At 45.2% G+C, this 18,445-nt stretch carries 17 protein-coding genes; 15 read left to right on the forward strand and 2 right to left on the reverse strand.

Annotation, left to right across the window (positions count from 1 at the left end):
- Positions 1 to 26: 26 nt before the first annotated feature.
- From ACPW7N_RS07000 to ACPW7N_RS07035, 8 genes are all read left to right on the forward strand, one after another.
- Positions 27 to 635: an ankyrin repeat domain-containing protein gene (locus ACPW7N_RS07000; RefSeq protein WP_425650320.1), complete on the forward strand. Its 609-nt coding sequence runs from the start codon at positions 27 to 29 to the stop codon at positions 633 to 635.
- A gap of 3 nt (positions 636 to 638) precedes the next feature.
- Positions 639 to 1,550, forward strand: coding sequence for an oxamate carbamoyltransferase subunit AllH family protein (locus ACPW7N_RS07005; protein WP_425650321.1), 912 nt, complete (start codon positions 639 to 641; stop codon positions 1,548 to 1,550).
- Entirely contained in the window at positions 1,529 to 3,073 is a 1,545-nt protein-coding gene (fdrA, locus tag ACPW7N_RS07010; RefSeq protein WP_425650322.1) for an acyl-CoA synthetase FdrA, read from the forward strand. The genes ACPW7N_RS07005 and fdrA overlap by 22 nt, the downstream gene beginning before the upstream one ends.
- Before the next feature lie 2 nt (positions 3,074 to 3,075).
- On the forward strand, positions 3,076 to 4,500 hold the full coding sequence (locus ACPW7N_RS07015; protein WP_425650323.1) for a YlbE family protein: 1,425 nt from the start codon (positions 3,076 to 3,078) through the stop codon (positions 4,498 to 4,500).
- A gap of 59 nt (positions 4,501 to 4,559) precedes the next feature.
- Entirely contained in the window at positions 4,560 to 6,098 is a 1,539-nt protein-coding gene (locus ACPW7N_RS07020) for a xanthine permease (protein WP_425650324.1), read from the forward strand.
- The gene (locus tag ACPW7N_RS07025) at positions 6,095 to 7,528 is read left to right on the forward strand and encodes a cytosine permease (RefSeq protein WP_425650325.1); all 1,434 of its coding nucleotides are present in this window, start codon (positions 6,095 to 6,097) and stop codon (positions 7,526 to 7,528) included. The genes ACPW7N_RS07020 and ACPW7N_RS07025 overlap by 4 nt, the downstream gene beginning before the upstream one ends.
- 18 nt (positions 7,529 to 7,546) lie before the next feature.
- Positions 7,547 to 8,497, forward strand: coding sequence for a carbamate kinase (gene arcC / locus ACPW7N_RS07030; protein ID WP_425650326.1), 951 nt, complete (start codon positions 7,547 to 7,549; stop codon positions 8,495 to 8,497).
- Positions 8,498 to 8,571: 74 nt separating this feature from the next.
- Positions 8,572 to 9,804, forward strand: coding sequence for a Zn-dependent hydrolase (locus ACPW7N_RS07035; RefSeq protein WP_425650327.1), 1,233 nt, complete (start codon positions 8,572 to 8,574; stop codon positions 9,802 to 9,804).
- 75 nt (positions 9,805 to 9,879) lie between these two features.
- On the opposite strand, the gene ACPW7N_RS07040 is transcribed toward ACPW7N_RS07035, so the two are convergent.
- Positions 9,880 to 10,917 (reverse strand): cation diffusion facilitator family transporter, encoded by a 1,038-nt coding sequence (locus tag ACPW7N_RS07040; protein WP_425650328.1) that lies wholly within the window; start codon positions 10,915 to 10,917, stop codon positions 9,880 to 9,882.
- 409 nt (positions 10,918 to 11,326) lie between these two features.
- On the opposite strand from ACPW7N_RS07040, the gene ACPW7N_RS07045 reads away from it, so the two are divergent.
- From ACPW7N_RS07045 to ACPW7N_RS07070, 6 genes are all read left to right on the forward strand, one after another.
- On the forward strand, positions 11,327 to 12,055 hold the full coding sequence (locus ACPW7N_RS07045; protein WP_425650329.1) for an amino acid ABC transporter ATP-binding protein: 729 nt from the start codon (positions 11,327 to 11,329) through the stop codon (positions 12,053 to 12,055).
- 37 nt (positions 12,056 to 12,092) lie between these two features.
- Entirely contained in the window at positions 12,093 to 12,938 is an 846-nt protein-coding gene (locus ACPW7N_RS07050) for a transporter substrate-binding domain-containing protein (protein WP_425650330.1), read from the forward strand.
- A gap of 84 nt (positions 12,939 to 13,022) precedes the next feature.
- A complete protein-coding gene (locus ACPW7N_RS07055) occupies positions 13,023 to 13,676 on the forward strand; it encodes an amino acid ABC transporter permease (protein ID WP_425650331.1) in 654 nt (217 codons plus the stop codon).
- Positions 13,677 to 13,691: 15 nt separating this feature from the next.
- Positions 13,692 to 14,342: an amino acid ABC transporter permease gene (locus ACPW7N_RS07060; protein ID WP_425650332.1), complete on the forward strand. Its 651-nt coding sequence runs from the start codon at positions 13,692 to 13,694 to the stop codon at positions 14,340 to 14,342.
- A gap of 77 nt (positions 14,343 to 14,419) precedes the next feature.
- Positions 14,420 to 15,691: a sensor histidine kinase gene (locus ACPW7N_RS07065; RefSeq protein ID WP_425650333.1), complete on the forward strand. Its 1,272-nt coding sequence runs from the start codon at positions 14,420 to 14,422 to the stop codon at positions 15,689 to 15,691.
- A complete protein-coding gene (locus ACPW7N_RS07070) occupies positions 15,688 to 16,629 on the forward strand; it encodes a response regulator (protein ID WP_425650334.1) in 942 nt (313 codons plus the stop codon). The genes ACPW7N_RS07065 and ACPW7N_RS07070 overlap by 4 nt, the downstream gene beginning before the upstream one ends.
- A 62-nt stretch (positions 16,630 to 16,691) precedes the next feature.
- On the opposite strand, the gene ACPW7N_RS07075 is transcribed toward ACPW7N_RS07070, so the two are convergent.
- Complete coding sequence (locus tag ACPW7N_RS07075) at positions 16,692 to 17,483, reverse strand: sulfite exporter TauE/SafE family protein (protein WP_425650335.1); 792 nt, start codon at positions 17,481 to 17,483, stop codon at positions 16,692 to 16,694.
- A 491-nt stretch (positions 17,484 to 17,974) separates the two neighbouring features.
- Here ACPW7N_RS07075 and ACPW7N_RS07080 point away from each other — a divergent pair, with 491 nt between their 5' ends.
- On the forward strand, positions 17,975 to 18,421 hold the full coding sequence (locus ACPW7N_RS07080) for a flavodoxin (RefSeq protein WP_425650336.1): 447 nt from the start codon (positions 17,975 to 17,977) through the stop codon (positions 18,419 to 18,421).
- Positions 18,422 to 18,445: the final 24 nt, after the last annotated feature.

The raw sequence follows: 18,445 nt of genomic DNA on the forward strand, positions 1-18,445 counted from the left end.
CAATAAATATTTAGGAGGCATCGACATTGGCTGAGAACAGTTTAGTCCTACAATTTTTAGAAGCCGCCGGTAAAGGCGATTTGGAAGCATTAAAGCAATGTATCGAACAAGGCGTTGATATTAACGCAAGAAACAAGCAAAAAAGAACAGCAATACTGATCGCAGCAATGAACGAGCAGTACGAAGCAGTAGAGTACCTGATCAGTGCAGGTGCAGACATTGATTTGCAAGACCAAACTTGCTTCAACCCGTTTCTGTGGGGATGTATCAACGGAAAGCTGGAGCTTGTCAAAATCATGATCAAGGCAAATGCAAATGTAGAGCTGTTGAGTCGTTTTGGCGGCGTCGGACTTACGCCGGCAAGCGAAAAAGGCCATGTTGAAGTTGTTCGTGAGCTTTTGACCACGACAGATATTAACGTGAACCATACGAATTTCGTTGGTTGGACACCGTTGATCGAAGCGATCATCCTCAATGACGGCGGAGAAAGACAACAAACGATTATCAAATTACTGATTGAGCATGGAGCCAACGTGCACATGACAGATGAGTATGGCGTTACACCACTAGAGCTTGCCAGAAGAAAAGGCTACACCGAAATTGAACAAATCTTGTTGCAAGCAGGAGCCAACTAAGAGGTGACTGTTGTCAATCAGGCAAGATCTGGTGATGCAGGTTTTATACAAAGAATTGAAGATGCAACGTTCTACGGATTTGTTCACAGCACATTTGACAGAACCATCAACATTCATTGCTTGTCCAACGCCGAATTATACACCGTTGCTTGTCGCCAAATCGATAATGGACCCAATACGTTGGTGACTGATGTGATAAGTTTCAGCGGTATGGATATAGCAGCAGGCGACATTGTCTATGTTGAAAACGATCGACTGTGCATCGAGAACAAAATGGCGATCACGATTGAACATGCAAAAAAGTGGCAGAGCATCGTACCCGCCTATCCTGCTGATATAGCTGTTCTGAGAAAAAACCTGGCTTTTGCAAAGGAATACATCGAACTTCATGGAGCACATGGTGGGATGAAGCGGCCTTTGCAAACCAAAAACTTGTTTGAAGAAGAAACATCCAAAATGCTGGAAGAACGATCGAGATTGCTTCTGCTCGAATTATCGAATGATCGAATGATCGAGGCGATACGGCATGCCGTTGGACTCATTGGTCTTGGTCCGGGCTTGACTCCATCCGGTGATGATTTTCTGGTTGGGTTATTAACCACTCTGACGATGCCAAATTACCCGGTCAAGATTGAAAGCACATTTGGTGAAGCAATCGTGCAAAGTGCACAACAATTGACAAATGAAATCAGCTTCATGGCGATAAAAAAGGCGTCAACCGGAGAGGTGAGAGAGTCGATTATTGCTTTGCTACATGCTCTAACATGCGGCAGTCAGGAAGAATCGATTCTCTCTTTAGCCACTGTGTTGAACATCGGATCTTCGTCCGGAACAGATATCGCACTGGGGATTGTCTCAGGTTTGGAAATCAGTGCAAAAGATGGAGGTAGAATATGTCTACAAAAGTTGTCATAAAGCGAAGCACGTATTTTGATTCCGTATCCCTCATGTCCTTATCTACCAAAGCAAACCAGATTGAAGGCGTGGAACAAGCAGTTATTGCGATGGGAACAGAAATGAATAAAGAGGTACTTCGAAACATCGGGTTGCTTACACCTGAGCTGGAAGAAGCCAAAACAAGTGATTTGATGATCGTTGTAAAGACAGCATCAGAAGAACTTTCCGAAAGCGCTTATGCAAGTATCGAGGAATTGTTTACGAAAAAGAATACGGCAAAGGGAACGAGTGAGATTAAGTATCCAACGATCGATTCCGCTGCACAAAGCATTCCAGAAGCGAATCTGGCTGTAATCTCAGTAAATGGAGCGTATGCCGCAAGAGAAGCAAGAAAAGCTCTCGAAAACGACCTGCATGTCATGCTGTTTAGCGATAATGTCAGCGTAGAAGAAGAGATCGCATTGAAGACACTCGCCCATGAAAAAGGGCTGTTGATGATGGGCCCTGACTGCGGAACAGCGATTATCGGCAATGTGGCGTTGTGCTTCGGTAATGCAGTACGCAAAGGAAACATCGGAATTGTAGGTGCTTCTGGAACAGGAAGCCAAGAGGTTAGTGTCCGCATCCACGATTTTGGCGGCGGTATCACACAATTGATCGGTACGGGTGGTCGTGACTTGAGCGAACAAGTCGGCGGTATCATGATGCTGGATGGGATGAAAGCGCTCAACGAAGATGAAGCAACCAAGGTCATTGTGCTTGTATCCAAACCACCTGCAAAAAGTGTGGAGGAAAAAGTACTTGCTGAAATTAAAAACTGCTCCAAACCAGTAGTTGTTTGCTTCATTGGCGGATCAGAAGAAGCCGTTGTCAAAGCAGGCGGCCATTTTGCCAAAACGACAAAAGAAGCAGCGTTGAAAGCGGTTGTGTTGGCGGGTGCCGATGAAAGCAAGATTAACAAACGTGCACTGAATCTTCCGCTAATTGAGGAAATTAAGGCGAAATTAACGCCAGAGCAAAAATATATTCGCGGGCTCTTCTGCGGCGGTACACTTTGCGATGAAGCGATGTATCTGGCAATGGATATGTACGATGACGTATACAGCAATATTCCGAAAACCCCGGAATTCAGGCTGAAAGATATTAATGTGAGCCAGGCTCATACATTTATTGACTTCGGTGATGATGAATTCACAAACGGGAAACCTCATCCGATGATCGATCCTTCCTCCCGTATCGCCCGTTTCATGCAGGAAGCGAAAGATCCAGAAGTTGGCGTAATCGTCATGGACTTTATCCTAGGCTTCGGCTCTCATGAAGACCCTGTTGGCGTTATGCTGCCAGCGATTATCGAAGCAAAACAATTGGCAGAAAAAGAAGGAAGACACTTGGAAATCCTGGGCTATGTGCTCGGCACAGATCTGGACAACCCTAAGCTGGAAGATCAAGTCAACAAACTGATGTCTGCAGGAGTAACCATCTCTAGCAGCAGCACTAATGCAGGACTTCTTGCCAGAGGTTTCGTGGAGAAAGGGGTATAACAATGAGCAAAATTAATCAACTGTTTAATAGTGATTTACATGTAATCAACGTGGGTCTTGAGATGTTCAAAGATGATATCGAGAAGCAAAAAGCTGGCGTATCTAACTTGGAATGGAAGCCACCAGGCGGAGGAAAGCCGGAATTGATCGCAGCACTCGATAAGCTGGAAAACCCAGAGCTAGTTGCAAAAATTGAAGCGGCCAACAAACTGGCTGTTGAGCGAATCATCAATTCACAACCGGTACTCATTGGTTTCGACCAGGCAATTAATGTCGTTCCGGGTATGACCAAGACAACGATTCTGCATGCGGGTCCTCCGATTACTTGGGAGCGCATGAATGGTGCGATGAAAGGTGCCGTTACAGGTGCTCTGGTATTTGAAGGCTTAGCCAAAGATATCGAGGAAGCCGAAAAAGTTGCAGCTTCCGGTCAAATCACCTTCTCCCCCTGCCACGAACACAATTGTGTAGGCTCCATGGCTGGTGTCACATCGGCGTCCATGTTCATGCACATCGTGGAGAACAAAACTTACGGCAACATCGCTTATACCAACTTGAGTGAGCAAATGTCCAAAATCTTGCGAATGGGTGCCAATGATGAGAGTGTTATCAAACGTCTCAATTGGATGAGAGATGTATTAGGTCCAATGTTGCGAGATACGATGAAATTTTCGGATGGAATTGATTTGCGCTTAATGCTTGCACAGGCTCTCCATATGGGTGATGAGTGCCATAACAGAAACAACGCTGGTACAAGCCTGTTGATTCAAGCATTAACTCCACTGATTTTGGAAACGAATTTCAGCACCAAAGAAAAGCGTGAAGTGTTCGAGTTTGTAGCAAGCAGCGACTATTTCTCCGGTCCGACATGGATGGCTCTCAGCAAATGTGCGCTTGATGCGGCTCATGGAATTGAGAATAGCACCATCGTTACAACAATGGCTCGTAATGGTGTGGAATTCGGTATCCGTGTCAGTGGCATGCCGGGCAACACATGGTTTACTGGCCCTGCTCAAAAGGTAATCGGCCCAATGTTTGCGGGATACAAACCAGAAGACTCTGGTCTTGATATCGGCGATAGTGCGATTACTGAAACTTATGGAATTGGCGGCTTTGCCATGGCGACAGCGCCAGCGATTGTTGCTTTGGTAGGGGGAACGGTTGAGGAAGCAATCGGCTTCTCAACAAAAATGAAGGAAATTACAACGGCTGAAAATCCAAACGTTACGATTCCTCTATTAAACTTCCAAGGAATTGCATCAGGTATCGATACACGAAAAGTAGTGCAAACGGGTATCTTGCCTGTAATCAATACAGCGATTGCCCATAAAGAGCCAGGTATCGGAATGATTGGTGCGGGTATTACCTATCCGCCAGTGGATTGCTTCGAGAAGGCGTTGCTCGCTTTAAGTGAAAACATCAAGTAGTTTCTCCGCCAGCATCTGAACACCGTTCGTATCATGACAAAGTTTAGGGGTGAATTAAGATGAATGATTCATTGCGCGGATTACTGTGGAGAAAAGGTGACTGGGCAGCGTATTTCGGCTTACTCGCTAATAATCTAACCAATCTATTAACAATGATGGCGTTATTAATTTTTGTGGTGGGTATTCCGAAAGAAATGGTTTATGGAGAAGTTGCTCCAGCTTTCGGCCTCGGAATCTTTCTAGCAAGTATTGCCTATGGTTTTTTTGCCTATCAGCTTGCTAAGAAAACAGGGAGAACGGACGTAACGGCTTTGCCTTCAGGTCCTAGTGCACCTTCCATCTTTACGGTTACTTTTTTGGTAATTTTGCCGGTATATTTGCAAACGAAGGACGCTTATTTTGCCTTATCCATTGCACTTGTCTGGTGCTTCCTAGAAGCGATGATTCTATTAATCGGTTCATTTTTGGGTGATACGATCCGAAAAATGATTCCAAGAACGGTTCTGTTATCGTGTCTCGCTGGTCTTGGCTTGTTGTTACTTGCCATGAACCCGATGTTGCAAGCTTTTGAAACACCGATGGTTGCTTTTGCAGTGCTGATCATCATTTTTATCAACTGGTTTGGTAAATCACCAATATTTGCCAAGATCCCAACAGGCTTTCTCTTATTAGCTACAGGTACAGCTTTAGCTTGGGCATTTGGCTTAATGAATCCTGAAGCGATTGCGGCATCGATGTCATCTTTTGGCTTCAATCCGCCATCCTTACACATTGATAACTTCCTCCAAGGCTTACCTCATGCCCTTCCTTATTTGGCATCAGCGGTACCACTTGGATTAGCCAACTATGTGTTTGACCTGGAGAATATCGAGAGTGCGCATGCTGCTGGTGATGAATACACAACACGACATGTTATGTTGGTAAATGGTATAGCATCTACCATTGGCGCCATGTTCGGTAATCCATATCCGGTTACGGTTTATGTTGGACACCCAGGCTGGAAGTCAATTGGCGCTGGAATTGGTTACACAGTAGCAACAGGTTTCTCGATGTTGATCATTTCGCTATTTGGAATAGGAGCCTTCTTGTTAGCGATTATTCCAGTAGCTGCAATTGCACCGATTCTTGTGTATATCGGTATAGTCACTGCTAACCAGGTTGTACGGGAAACTCCAAAAATCGAAGTGCCGGTTATCTTCGTTTGTTTGTTCCCTTGGGTAGCAAACTGGGCTTTAACACTTGCCAATAACGTATTATCCGCTGCGGGAACTACAGGAAAAGCGGTTGGTGCGGCTGCTATGGCTGCGAAGGGTGTTTATTACAACGGTCTGATTCACTTGGGTAATGGTGCGCCGATTGCCAGTCTGTTGTGGGGATGTATAGCGATTTTTGCGATCATCAACAAGCCTTTACGTGGCGCGATTGCTGCGGTGGTAGGAGCAGTGTTGTCAATTCTCGGCTTCATTCATGCACCAACCGTTGGATTTGCTCAAGGTTCGTCCATGCAGTTTTTCTACGCATATCTCATGATCGCTGCTATTTTTGTCGGTAAACATTTGATGGATCAAAAGAAACCACAAGTTCAAGCAGCAGAATGATTGAAAAGTTTAAGTCGTACGGATATGCCGAAGATATCTTGCCAAAGACACCTGAGAAGCGAGATTGGAGCACGTTTTCCTACGTAACCGTGTGGATGGGCGCAGTTCACAATCTCATGGCGTACATGACAGTAGCTGGATTCTTCGTTCTAGGGTTAACCGTTCCACAAGTACTGTGGGCCGTGGTGATTGCAGCCAGTATTGTTTCGGCAAGCTTTGTTCTGAATGGCTATGCGGGATCCAAGTATGGAATCGGTTACTCCATGTTGCTTCGCAGTTCATTCGGTGTGAAAGGCTCGATCATTCCAGCACTGTGCCGTGGATTGATTGCCGGGGTTATATTCTTTGGTACGAGAACAACAGTTGATGCTTACTCCATCAGTATCATCATCAAGAATATATACCCTGGCTATCTAGATTTGTACCCTGAATTCAACTTCTTGGGGTTAGATTTTCCGACAATGATATCTTATCTGATCCTGTGGGTTACTTCGGTAGGATTCTTCTTGGGCGGAATGAAAATCCTCGGCATCTTTAGCAAATGGTCTTCACCAATCATTTATGTGTGTATTTTCGGTGCAGCGATATGGGTCATCCATGCAGCAGGTGGATTCGGACCGATCCTTCGCTATGTACCTGCCAAGCCGATGGACAGCCCCATTGTCTTTATCGCTTGTGTCAGTGCACTAGTCTCCAACTGGGCCGGCCCGATCGTCAATATTTCGGACCTTACACAGCGTGCCAAATCAATCAAGGCTCCATTGATCGGTTTGCCGCTAGGGATGATTGCTTCCTATCTCCTGTTTGGCTTTACGAGTGTCGGGCTACTGGTTGGAACACACATTGCTTTTGGGTTAACGAATTTTAATGTTGTAGATGCAATTGACCAGATGGGTAATCCCCTTATTGTCATTATCATGCTGCTGGCACTGAATATCGGGTCAACCAGCTATGTCGTATTTGGAAATTTACTTCCTTCCGGGCTGCAAATGACAGCTTTAATGCCAAAGGTTTTTAATGTAAAATCGGCTGCTGTCGTGACGGCCATTCTCGGAACGGTAATCTTGCCTTGGAAGCTCGTCAGTGACACAGCGGCATTGTATCTGTTATACAGCTTTATCGGCGCTTTGTATGGGCCAATTGCCGGGATCATGTTAGCCAGTTTCTATGTAGAACGGAAACGACTGTTGGATCTATCTGTCATTTATGTAAAGCCAGGCGACAACGGGGATTACAAAAGTGGATATAACGTGGTTGCGTTTGCGGTGCTGATCGTAAGTTTTGTAATCACGATTTCGGGAGCTTTCTTGCCTTACGTACCGCTGTTAGTCGCAATTACCAAGTCTGCATTTATTAGCGGGATGCTGATAGCAGGTGTATTGTACACATTGTTCTATAAATGGAACAAATATATTGAAAAAGAATCATAAATACCAAGGAGGTTACCAGTGGGAAAACTAGCTGTTGTTGCGATCGGTGGCAACTCATTGGTTAAGGATAATGGTCGTGACTCAATTCAGGATCAATATGAAGCAGTATGTGAAATTGCAACCAATATTGCCGATATGGTACAAGAAGGTTGTGAGGTTATAGTTACTCACGGGAACGGTCCACAGGTTGGTTTCGCCCTTCGCAGGTGTGAAATTGCCAATGAAGTATCCGGGATGGCGACGATGCCTCTTGTTAATTGCGTAGCGGATACCCAGGGTGGTATTGGATACCAAATTCAGCAGGCACTAACCAATGAATTTGTCAAAAGAGGAATCAGTAAAAAAGTAGCGACCATCATCACGCAGGTGGAAGTAAGCATCGATGATCCAAACTTCCAAAATCCGACCAAGCCGGTTGGCTCCTTCTTTACACTTGAGCAAGCAGAAGAGATGAAGAAAGAGCACCCTGACTGGATCATGGTTGAAGATTCTGGCCGTGGATACCGTCGAGTAGTCCCTTCACCAAAACCAGTTGACATTATTGAAAAAGATGCGATCAAGTCTTTGGTTGAAGCGGGTTATGTCGTGATTGCTGTTGGTGGCGGCGGAGTTCCGGTAGTTAAGACAGGTGATCAAACCTATGAAGGAATTGATGCCGTCATTGATAAGGACTTTGCTACAAGCTTGTTGGCTGAGCAAGTGAATGCTGAGACGCTGATTATTACGACTGGTGTTCCGAGGGTTTGTATCAACTTTGGCAAACCGGATCAAAAGGCGCTTGAAGAAATTACAATAGAAGAAACCAAACAATATGTACGAGAAAATCACTTCCCGGCAGGGAGCATGCTGCCTAAAATCGAAGCAAGTCTGAACTTTTTGGAGAAGAACGGTACCAGAGTAATCATTACCAATCCTGAAAGTTTGAAAGATGCGATCGGCGCAAAAGCTGGTACGCATATCGTGAAGTAAGTTTTCTGGTGACCATCAATCTACCCACCTTCGGGCCGCAAACTTGGGGTGGGTTTTTCCATTGGGGGTAAAAAATGAATATACAGAGACTTCAGCAAACCTTGCAAACAATCAACGAATTCGGGGCGACGAATTACGGGATCACCAGACTGGCTTATACCCAAACTTACAAAGATGCACTGAATTATTTTATCGATCTTTGTGAAGAAGAGAAGCTGTCTGTTCGAGTAGATTCATGCGGTAATGTAATCGCTCGAAGAGAAGGTGAAGATCCAAACCTGCCCGTGGTTGCCTGCGGTTCTCATATGGATACGGTTATCCAGGGGGGCGGGTATGATGGAACGTTGGGGGTCGTCGCTGCTCTGGAAGTGATTAGAAGTCTAAACGAAGAAAACATTACTACGAAACACCCAATCGAGCTTATTGTCTTTGCTTGTGAGGAATCTACCAGGTTTGGCGTATCGACAATCGGAAGTAAGGCAATGACCGGATTACTGGATAAAAATGCACTGTCCAAATTAAAGGACAGAAATGGAGTCTCCATACAAGAAGCTTTTGAGGAAGTATCTCTAGACTTCCAGAAAATTGACTCAGTGGTGAGAAATCCGGAAGAATTCAAAGTGTTTCTGGAACTTCATATAGAGCAGGGGCCAGTGTTAGAGGCGGAAAAGATACAGGTAGGGATTGTGACGGGAATAGCGGCGCCAACCCGATTGCGTGTTCAGATTAAAGGAAAAGCATCTCATTCAGGAACAACTCCGATGAATAGCAGACAGGATGCGCTGGCTGCTGCTGCCGAAATTATCCTTGCAGTAGAAGAAGCGGCAATCGCAGAAACTCATCTCGGTACGGTAGGGACAGTAGGAGCGTGCAACGTACTGCCGGGTGCGATGAATGTGATTCCCGATTCAGTTACCATGCTGATCGAGGTTCGAGGGACATCTGTTGAATCAAAGGATTTTGTGATTACTCAGCTATACCATTTGTTTTCTACTTTGGAACAAAAACGTGGTGTCACCATTACCCCTGAATTGCTAAATAATGAAAAACCGGTACTGCTTCAACAAGAAGTGGTTCAGAGTATAACCAAGACGTGCGAACAATTAAGAATATCCTATATCGAGATGGGAAGCGGCGCTGGTCATGACTCGATGAACATGGCGTTGCTTTGCCCGACCGGATTGATATTTATCCCCTGCAAGGATGGATTAAGCCATCATCCAGATGAATTCACATCCAGCAGTGAAATGGAAACAGGGGTGCGACTTCTCAAGCAGGAGATATTGCATTGGGCAATTGAATGCTAGGAGTAGAAAGAGAGAGACCTCGTACTTGTACAGTACCAGGTCTCTTTTTGTTTGGGGCACCGCCCGACGCTTCCCTTAACGGCTATGGTGCTTCTTGTTGTTGCTGTGGCTATGACTATGGGGATGATCGTGATCATGGTTGTGATCGTGTTCGTGTTCGCCATGAGGCATATGATGCTTCTGACAAGCCAATTCTGTGTGGTTGACAGTAGAGTTCTCGATTTGAATGGTCACATGGGTGATCTGGAATTTTTGCTCTAGCAACTGAATGGCCTCATTTAGAATGTCGTAGCTGGATTTGTCATCTTCCACAAGCAAATGGCAGCTAAGTGAATGGAATCCGGAAGTCAGCGTCCAGATATGCAAGTCATGAACATCGGTAACACCTGATATTTCATTTAGTGCTTTCTTTACTAGGACGGTATTGATCGAAGAAGGAACGCCTTCCATCAGAATATTGACGGATTCCTTTGTTACTCTCCATGCGCTAATGATGATGAGCAGTCCGACAACGATTGAGATAATGGGGTCTGCGATATACCACCCGAATTTCCACATCAAAAGTCCAGCCACAATAGCTCCAACCGATCCTAACATATCCCCGAGAACGTGAAGGAACGCACTGCGTAAATTGAGATTGTTTTTATAATCGCCCCGCATGAGTACAAAAGCAGCGGCAATATTCGCCAACAGTCCAATGACGGCAATACCGACCATAGGCAAGCTTGCTACCTCAGGGGGAGCCAAGAGACGCTCATACGCCTCCCAAAAGATATAAATTGACACGAGAATCAAAGTGACGCCGTTAAAGAGAGCGGCCAGAATTTCAAAGCGATAAAAGCCAAATGTTTTGGTGGGAGAAGAAGGCCGACTGGCAAAATGCATGGCAATCAAACTGAATAAGAGAGCGGACGAATCACTTAGCATATGCCCGGCATCTGAGAGCAGAGCAAGGCTGTTGGTCATGATTCCGCCAATGACTTCAACGACAAGAAAGGTTGTGATGATACCGAGTGATAACAGCAACGACTTTTTATTTGCGTTATGACCATGATGGTGATCATGACCGTGACCATGATCGTGTGAATGGCCGTGATTATGGTGAAGTCCCATAGGCAGTACCTCCGAGTTCAGTAATAATATTTCCATTTATAGAACCAATTATATACAATTCATTCAAATATTCAAGTGAACATTTGAATGAAAATGTGACAAGAAACAACTCTAACTTTTAAGAAAATTTAAAGTAAAAAGATAATTATCTGTCTTTTTCAGTAGAATTGGGTAGGTTGGCGGTTAGTATAACAACAAAACGGCCGTGACCGTTTTCCCCTCTCATCCCCTCTCACCCCCTCTCATCGGGGGACTGAAACGTCGGGGGACTGAAACGTGTTGACCGCAAGCGGTCGCATCAGCTTTTATGACAAGGTGCCTCAGCGTAACATCTGGCATTTACTTCGGTAAAAACGTCGAGACGTTTTTCACAGAAAAAACAAAAAAATATAAAAAAGGGGGATTCTGGTTGATCAGTTTTCATCAAGTGAATAAGCACTACGGAAACTTCCACGTATTGAAAAACATTGATCTACATATCAACCAGGGCGAAGTGGTCGTGGTCATTGGGCCGTCTGGATCGGGAAAAAGCACGCTTGTTCGCTGCATCAATCGTTTGGAAGCGATTACAAGTGGTGAGTTGATGGTCGACAACGTGAAGGTGAACGACAAGAATACCGATATCAATAAACTTCGTCGTGATATTGGCATGGTTTTTCAGCATTTCAATCTCTATCCACATAAAACGGTGCTCCAGAACATTACATTGGCTCCTGTGAAAGTATTGGGTGTTTCCGAGAAGGAAGCGAAAGAGACAGGGATGTACTATCTGGAGAAGGTGGGGATACCCGATAAAGCGGATAAATTCCCATCGCAATTATCGGGTGGACAGCAACAACGGGTAGCTATTGCACGAGGCTTGGCGATGAAACCAAACATCATGCTGTTCGATGAACCGACATCGGCGCTTGATCCGGAAACCATCGGTGAAGTTCTCGATGTTATGAAGAAACTCGCCAGAGAAGGGATGACAATGGTCGTCGTCACACATGAGATGGGATTTGCTCGTGAAGTGGCAGATCGCATCGTGTTCATGGACCAAGGCCAAATTCTGGAGGATTCGTCTCCTGAACAGTTTTTCGCAAGTCCTCGCGAAGAGCGGGCTCGCATCTTTTTAAGCCGGATTTTGAATCACTAATTTTACAAATAAACAGAAAGAAAAGGGGAATCTCACAATGAAAAAAACGTGGAGTAAAGTTGTCAGCTTTGGATTGGTAGCACTTTTGAGTGCAGTTACACTGGTAGGCTGTGGCGGTGGCCAAACTTCTGGAGGCGATCAAGCAGCAAAACCGGGAGCATCTGCGAGTGCAGGCACGCTCGGTAAAATCAAGGAAAGAGGCAAGTTCGTCGTCGGTGTAAAGTATGACCTGAACCTCTTTGGCTTGAAAGATCCGGCAACCGGAAATGTAGAAGGCTTCGATATCGACATTGCGAAGGCAATTGCGAAAAAAGCACTTGGTGACGAAACAAAAATTGAACTGAAGGAAGTAACGTCCAAAACCCGTATTCCGATGCTGAAAAACGGAGAAATTGATGCGATTATCGCAACGATGACGGTTACAGAAGAGCGCAAAAAAGAAGTAGACTTCTCTGATATTTATTTCACTGCTGGTCAAGCGCTTCTGGTAAAACAAGACAGCCCGATCAATACTATTGCTGATCTGAAAGGCAAAAAAGTAGTGACTGCGAAAGGCTCAACTTCAGCAAAAAATATTCGCGAAAAAGCTCCTGATGCAGAAGTTCTTGAATTTGAAAACTATGCAGAAGCATTTACTGCCCTCAAAGCAGGCCAAGGCGATGCATTGACAACAGATAACGCTCTCTTGTTCGGTATGGCAAAACAAGATCCTAACTTCCGTGTAACCACAGAAACGTTCACTGAAGAGCCATATGGCATTGCGATGACAAAAGGCGATACAGAATTCGTAACGTTTGTTAACGACACGTTGAAAGAACTGAAAGCAAACGGCGAATATGACAAGATCTATGAAAAATGGATCGGTGAAAAACCAAAGAAATAATGTTTCGTAACAAGATACAAGATGAGCGGTCTCCCTACCGCTCATCCACTTATTTCTCACACCAAAGGGGGATTAGCAACCGAGATGCTTGATTTCTCCATTCTGATTGATAATTGGGATATGTATATGGAGGGCTTTCTCAATACAGTCCAGTCCAGTTTACTGGCGCTTGTTGGAAGCTTCCTGCTGGGTACGCTGATTGCCATATTCCGTATTGCCCCATTGCGGATATTGAATTGGTTCGGCACTTCCTATGTTGAATTTATCCGAAATATTCCGTTAATCCTGGTCGTCTTTATCTTCTTCGTTGGACTCCCGGCTCTAGGCATCGTTTTAGAACCGTTTGTTGCAGGAACGTTGGGACTTACCGTATATACGGCTGCTTTTATTGCTGAGACGATTCGGGCGGGTATTCTTGCCGTCCCTAAAGGGCAAACAGAAGCAGCACGTTCCAGCGGGCTTACCTATGTGCAAACGATGCGCTACATCATCCTGCCACAAGCGATTAAAATCGTGGTGCCACCGATGGGAAACCAGTTTATCAACCTGGTTAAAAACTCTTCTGTACTGGGGGTAATTGCCGGGCTGGACTTGATGTACTTCGGTGATCTGATTTCAGCCGAAACCTTCGTCACCTTTGATGTGTATATTTTTGTGGGTATTTTCTACTTGATTCTGACCCTTCCGCTAAGTCTTTTCGTCGGCTATTTGGAACGACGCTTAGCGAATGGACGATAATAGGAGGGTGTAACTATGGATTTTATCGGCGCATACTCTCCGGCACATATTACCTTTTTGCTTAAAGGCTTCCTCGTCACATTGGAAGTGGCTTTTATCTCGATCGTACTGAGTTTTGCCATCGGGATTATCGTAGGAACCCTGCGATATGGACGGATTCCGGTTGTTTCTCAGAGTCTGGCAGTCGTAGTGGAGTTGATCCGTAACCTGCCATTGCTGTTGATTATTTTCTTTACGTATTTTGCGCTGCCTGAAGTTGGGCTCAAGCTGGATAAATTCTACGCTGCGATACTGGCGCTGGTTATTTTTGAATCGGCCATGCTTTCCGAGATTGTCCGCAGCGGATTGAATTCAGTCGACAAAGGTCAGATCGAAGCGGCACGTTCGTCCGGTCTTACTTATATGCAAACCTTGTGGCACATCGTATTGCCACAGGCTCTGCGCCGGATGGTTCCTCCGATCGTGAGCCAATTCATCTCGTTACTCAAGGATACATCATTGGCTGTCGTAATCGCCTTGCCGGAGCTGATGAACCATGCGCAAATCATCAACGGTCGAAATGTCAATTACGTCATCCCGGTCTTCCTGTTGATTGCAGTAATGTATTTCGTCGTGAACTACGCTCTATCCTTACTATCAAAGCGTTTAGAGAACAAACACGTATAATCTTCTTGTTTTGCAGATCCCCTTTTCCTTGTAAAATACGAATGGGGGATTTTTTGACTTGAAAGAAAGGGGTAACTATGCGGGAGCGCTTATTTGTCTTGATTATCATCATGCTGGCAACCGCTTTTTTCGGGGAGATGAAGGTAAATCCATTTGGGGGTTCCTTTCGTTTTTCACTGGGGATTGCCGCTTTCTTTTTCGGATTGCTCTGGTTCCATTCCGTTCCAGTGTTACTTACCGGCTTCTTGACCGGCACTTTCATTTTGGGGTTTCGGCTCGGGCTTGATGTATTGGTTGATCACGCTGTGTGGACCGAGAGCTTGCAAACCCATTTGCCTTCTGCCTTCTACTATTTCAGCTTTTCTCTCCTGATCCATCTCAGCAGGGCCCGTGACTATCTGGAATACCCCTTGCGAGTTGGGTTTATTGGTGCGACCGTCGATTTTGCTTCGAATGTGGTAGAATTGTTGGTAAGGCAGTTATTTGGCGACATATCAGCGATTACAGCAGAAAGCATGTTTATCCTCCTCTTCTTCGGTGCGCTACGCAGCTTTTTTACGGTCGGTCTTTACAACAGTTTTTCAATCCGTCAGGTACGGGCCGTTGGCGAAGTACGTCAGCAGGAACTGGAGAAGCTGCGAATGATTAATACCGGACTTTATGAAGAAGCATTCTACTTGCGAAAATCAATGACCCATCTGGAGGAAATTACGAAAGAGAGCTATGACCTTTATACACGTCTGCTCGTGTCAGAAAATACTGAATCGTCTACCGCGCTACATATCGCAGAAAACGTACATGAAGTAAAAAAGGATTCACAGCGTATGTTAGCAATGCTATCCAAAATCATCCATCAGGAGGAGCTGCCGGCACGTCTTTCTATCTCCGAGCTGTGTGGTCATGTGATTAGGGTCAATCATAAGTATGCCGACATGCTCCAAAAGCAAATTACTTTTAGCTTTACCTGTGATGTGAATTTATCCACCAGTCAAATCTATGCTCTCTTGTCGGTGTTGAACAATCTGGTTGCCAATGCTGTGGAGGCGATTCCGGGATCGGGGAACATTGTGCTTGCCGTTGGCCTGGAGCAAAAGGATATTGTGTTCCATGTGTTTGATGACGGGCCGGGAATTGAACAGGACGACAGAGAGTGGGTCTTTGAACCAGGCTTCACAACTAAATACGATGAACAAGGCAATTCATCGACAGGAATTGGACTCACACATGCCAAAGGGATTGTTCAAAGCTTGCAAGGGCAGCTTCAAATCAAGAATGATGGCAACAATATGACCCATTTTGAAGTCAGAATACCGACTGATCAACTGTTGAGAAAGGAGGCTGTACTTTGATTCGCTTTTTTCTGATTGAAGACGATGCCGTAGTGCGCAGAATGCTGGAGCGGCTCATCTATGAGAGCGGACTGGGTGAGATTGTCGGGCAGGCAAACGACGGGGCTCATGTATCCATTGATCAATTATTTGGTGTGGATGTGGTCTTGATTGACCTTCTGATGCCAGAGCTGGATGGTATTCAAACGATCAAAAAAATCCGGGAAGCAGGGTTCAATGGTCGATTTATCATGGTCTCCCAAGTGGAGAACAAAGAGATGATCGGGGAGGCCTACTCGCAGGGGATCGATACGTTCATCCAAAAGCCAATTAACCGGCTAGAGGTGCTTTCGGTCTTGAAACGTGTGGCAGACCACCTTTCTCTGGAAGCCTCGCTCCAGTCCATTCGCAAATCGCTTCAAGTGCTGGATGTAAAAGCAAAGGATTACGAAGAATCGGGCAGTAAACATACAAATGCGTATGGCCCCAGTGCCTATGAGCAGAACAACCTGGAACAGAAGATTCGTCAGTTGCTTTTGCAATTAGGAATTGCGGGTGAGGCGGGCGCTCCTGATCTGTTACTGATCATGCAATGGCTGGCACAAGAAGAGCGCAGGGGCGATCTCCTGCGAGACCTGCAGCTAAAGGAACTGTACACGCAAATTTTAAACAAGCCGTCGAGATCGATGGACGAGCAGACACTGGGAAAAGAAGTGCGGGCCATGGAGCAGCGGATTCGCAGAATGGTATTGCAGGCGTTTACCCACTTGTCCTCCCTTGGGTTAACGGATTATGCTAACCCTACATTTGAGCACTTTGCTCCCCGATTGTTTGACTTTCAGGAAATCCGTGTACGCATGCAGGAGCTGGAAGCGGGCGAAAAGACGACCAAATGCCGTATCAGTGTACGGAAGTTTTTATCCGCATTTTTATTTGAGGCAAAAGCGCTGGGTATTTGACGGCACGCAGACATAAAAAAGCAAAACCCTTAATCTCTTGGCAGATTAAGGGTTTTTGGCATCTATAAGAGATCCATCCAGATTTTCACCGCAGTAAAGGAAATGATGACGACCAAGCCGTAACGTAGGGCCTGCACGTTAATTCTGGCACTTGTCCGTGCTCCAAACGGTGCACCGAGAAGGCTGCCTACAATCGTGAATAAGGTTGGCATAAGAGGGATATGCCCTGCTGTGAGCTTTCCCAATACACCACCAATGGCTGATAAGAATACGATAGCAAGAGAAGAGGCAATCGTGACTCGAGTCGGAATCTTCAGGACCGTTAACATGATGGGTATCAGGATAAATGCTCCACCAGCTCCCACGATCCCAGAGACGATCCCCACGCCAAAAGCGATCGATGTGGCGAGCAGTTTGTTGAAGGAAAGCGGCTGGTCAGCATCTTCTTTTCCTCTGTTTTTGACAAGCATCAGGATGACAGCAAGCACGGCGAGGATACCGTAGATAAAGTTGATTATCTCTCCCGTCAGATACTTGGAAGAGAAAGCGCCAATCAAACTTCCAACAAGAATGCTGACACCCATGTGCTGCACAAGTGTTTGATTAATGAGCGATGACGAGTTATTCCCGGACGCTTTTCGAATGGCAATCACTCCGGCGAGCGATGCAAAAAATACTTGAAACATGCTGATGGATGATACCTCTTGTGCGCTAAAGTGAGCAATACCGAGCACACTAGGAATAAAAAGCAAAAGCGGATAATTAATGATGGCCCCGCCAATGCCAAGTAATCCGGAGAAAAAGGAACCGATAAATCCAAGTATGATCATCATAATGAGTAAGGGAAAGTCCATCTGCCCCTCCTTGTGTGTCCCTGTACATATAGGTTAGGGAGATTGAGAAGACTATTTGCAAAATAAATAAGAATAGGTATAATTAAAACCAAGTAATTACATCGGAAAAGGTGATTATTATGTTTCCGTTTCTTAAATCCTTTTTTGAACCCAAATGCCCGACATGTCGGGAGACCTTACAAGCAAGTGTCAGCAGTCTTTGCTGTGAAAAAATATGCCCCAACGGTCATTATAAAGAAGAGACTTATCACCATTTAGGAGTAAGTGTTGTTTTTGAGGATAAGTGAGCACGAATGCTGTGCTCACTTTTTTAGTTTGGGTAATTTTTATTATACATCTCAAACGAGGCAAAAGCCGTATCTTTTGCGTTTTTGTAAGTGTAGGGCAAGATCTGCTAATTTTACATTGACAATGATTATCAATATCAAATATGATAAAAATACAAATGAGAATCATTTTCACTTACTGGAGTAGAGAGGGAGAGAGACCAGATGCCGAAATTAATTATGATTGTCGCCAGTATGACAGGAAATACACAAGAGATGTCTACTTTCATTGCCGAGGGGATCAATGAAGAGGGACTGGAATTAGAAGTAAAGGAAGTTTTCGATGCCAATGCCAGTGAGCTGGAGGCGTATGACGGGATTTTGCTCGGAGCGTATACGTGGGGCGATGGCGAATTGCCAGATGAGTTCCTGGATTTTTATGATGATATGGACAAATTGAATCTTGCTGGGAAAAAAGCAGCCGTATTCGGTTCCTGCGATTCGTCGTATGAGAAGTATGGAGCGGCTGTAGATACGTTGATTGAGAAGTTAACAGAAATGGGAGCAGAGGTTGTACAAGAGGGACTAAAAGTAGAACTGGCACCTTCCAGCAATGAAGCAGAGATCTGCAAGAACTTTGGGAAAACGTTTGCCAAACACGTAACTGCTTAAGAGTAACTTTTTCGAAGCGAAGGA

The sequence above is a fragment of the Brevibacillus nigriterrae genome (assembly GCF_049846925.1).
In the GTDB taxonomy this organism is placed as follows: Bacteria; Bacillota; Bacilli; order Brevibacillales; family Brevibacillaceae; genus Brevibacillus_H.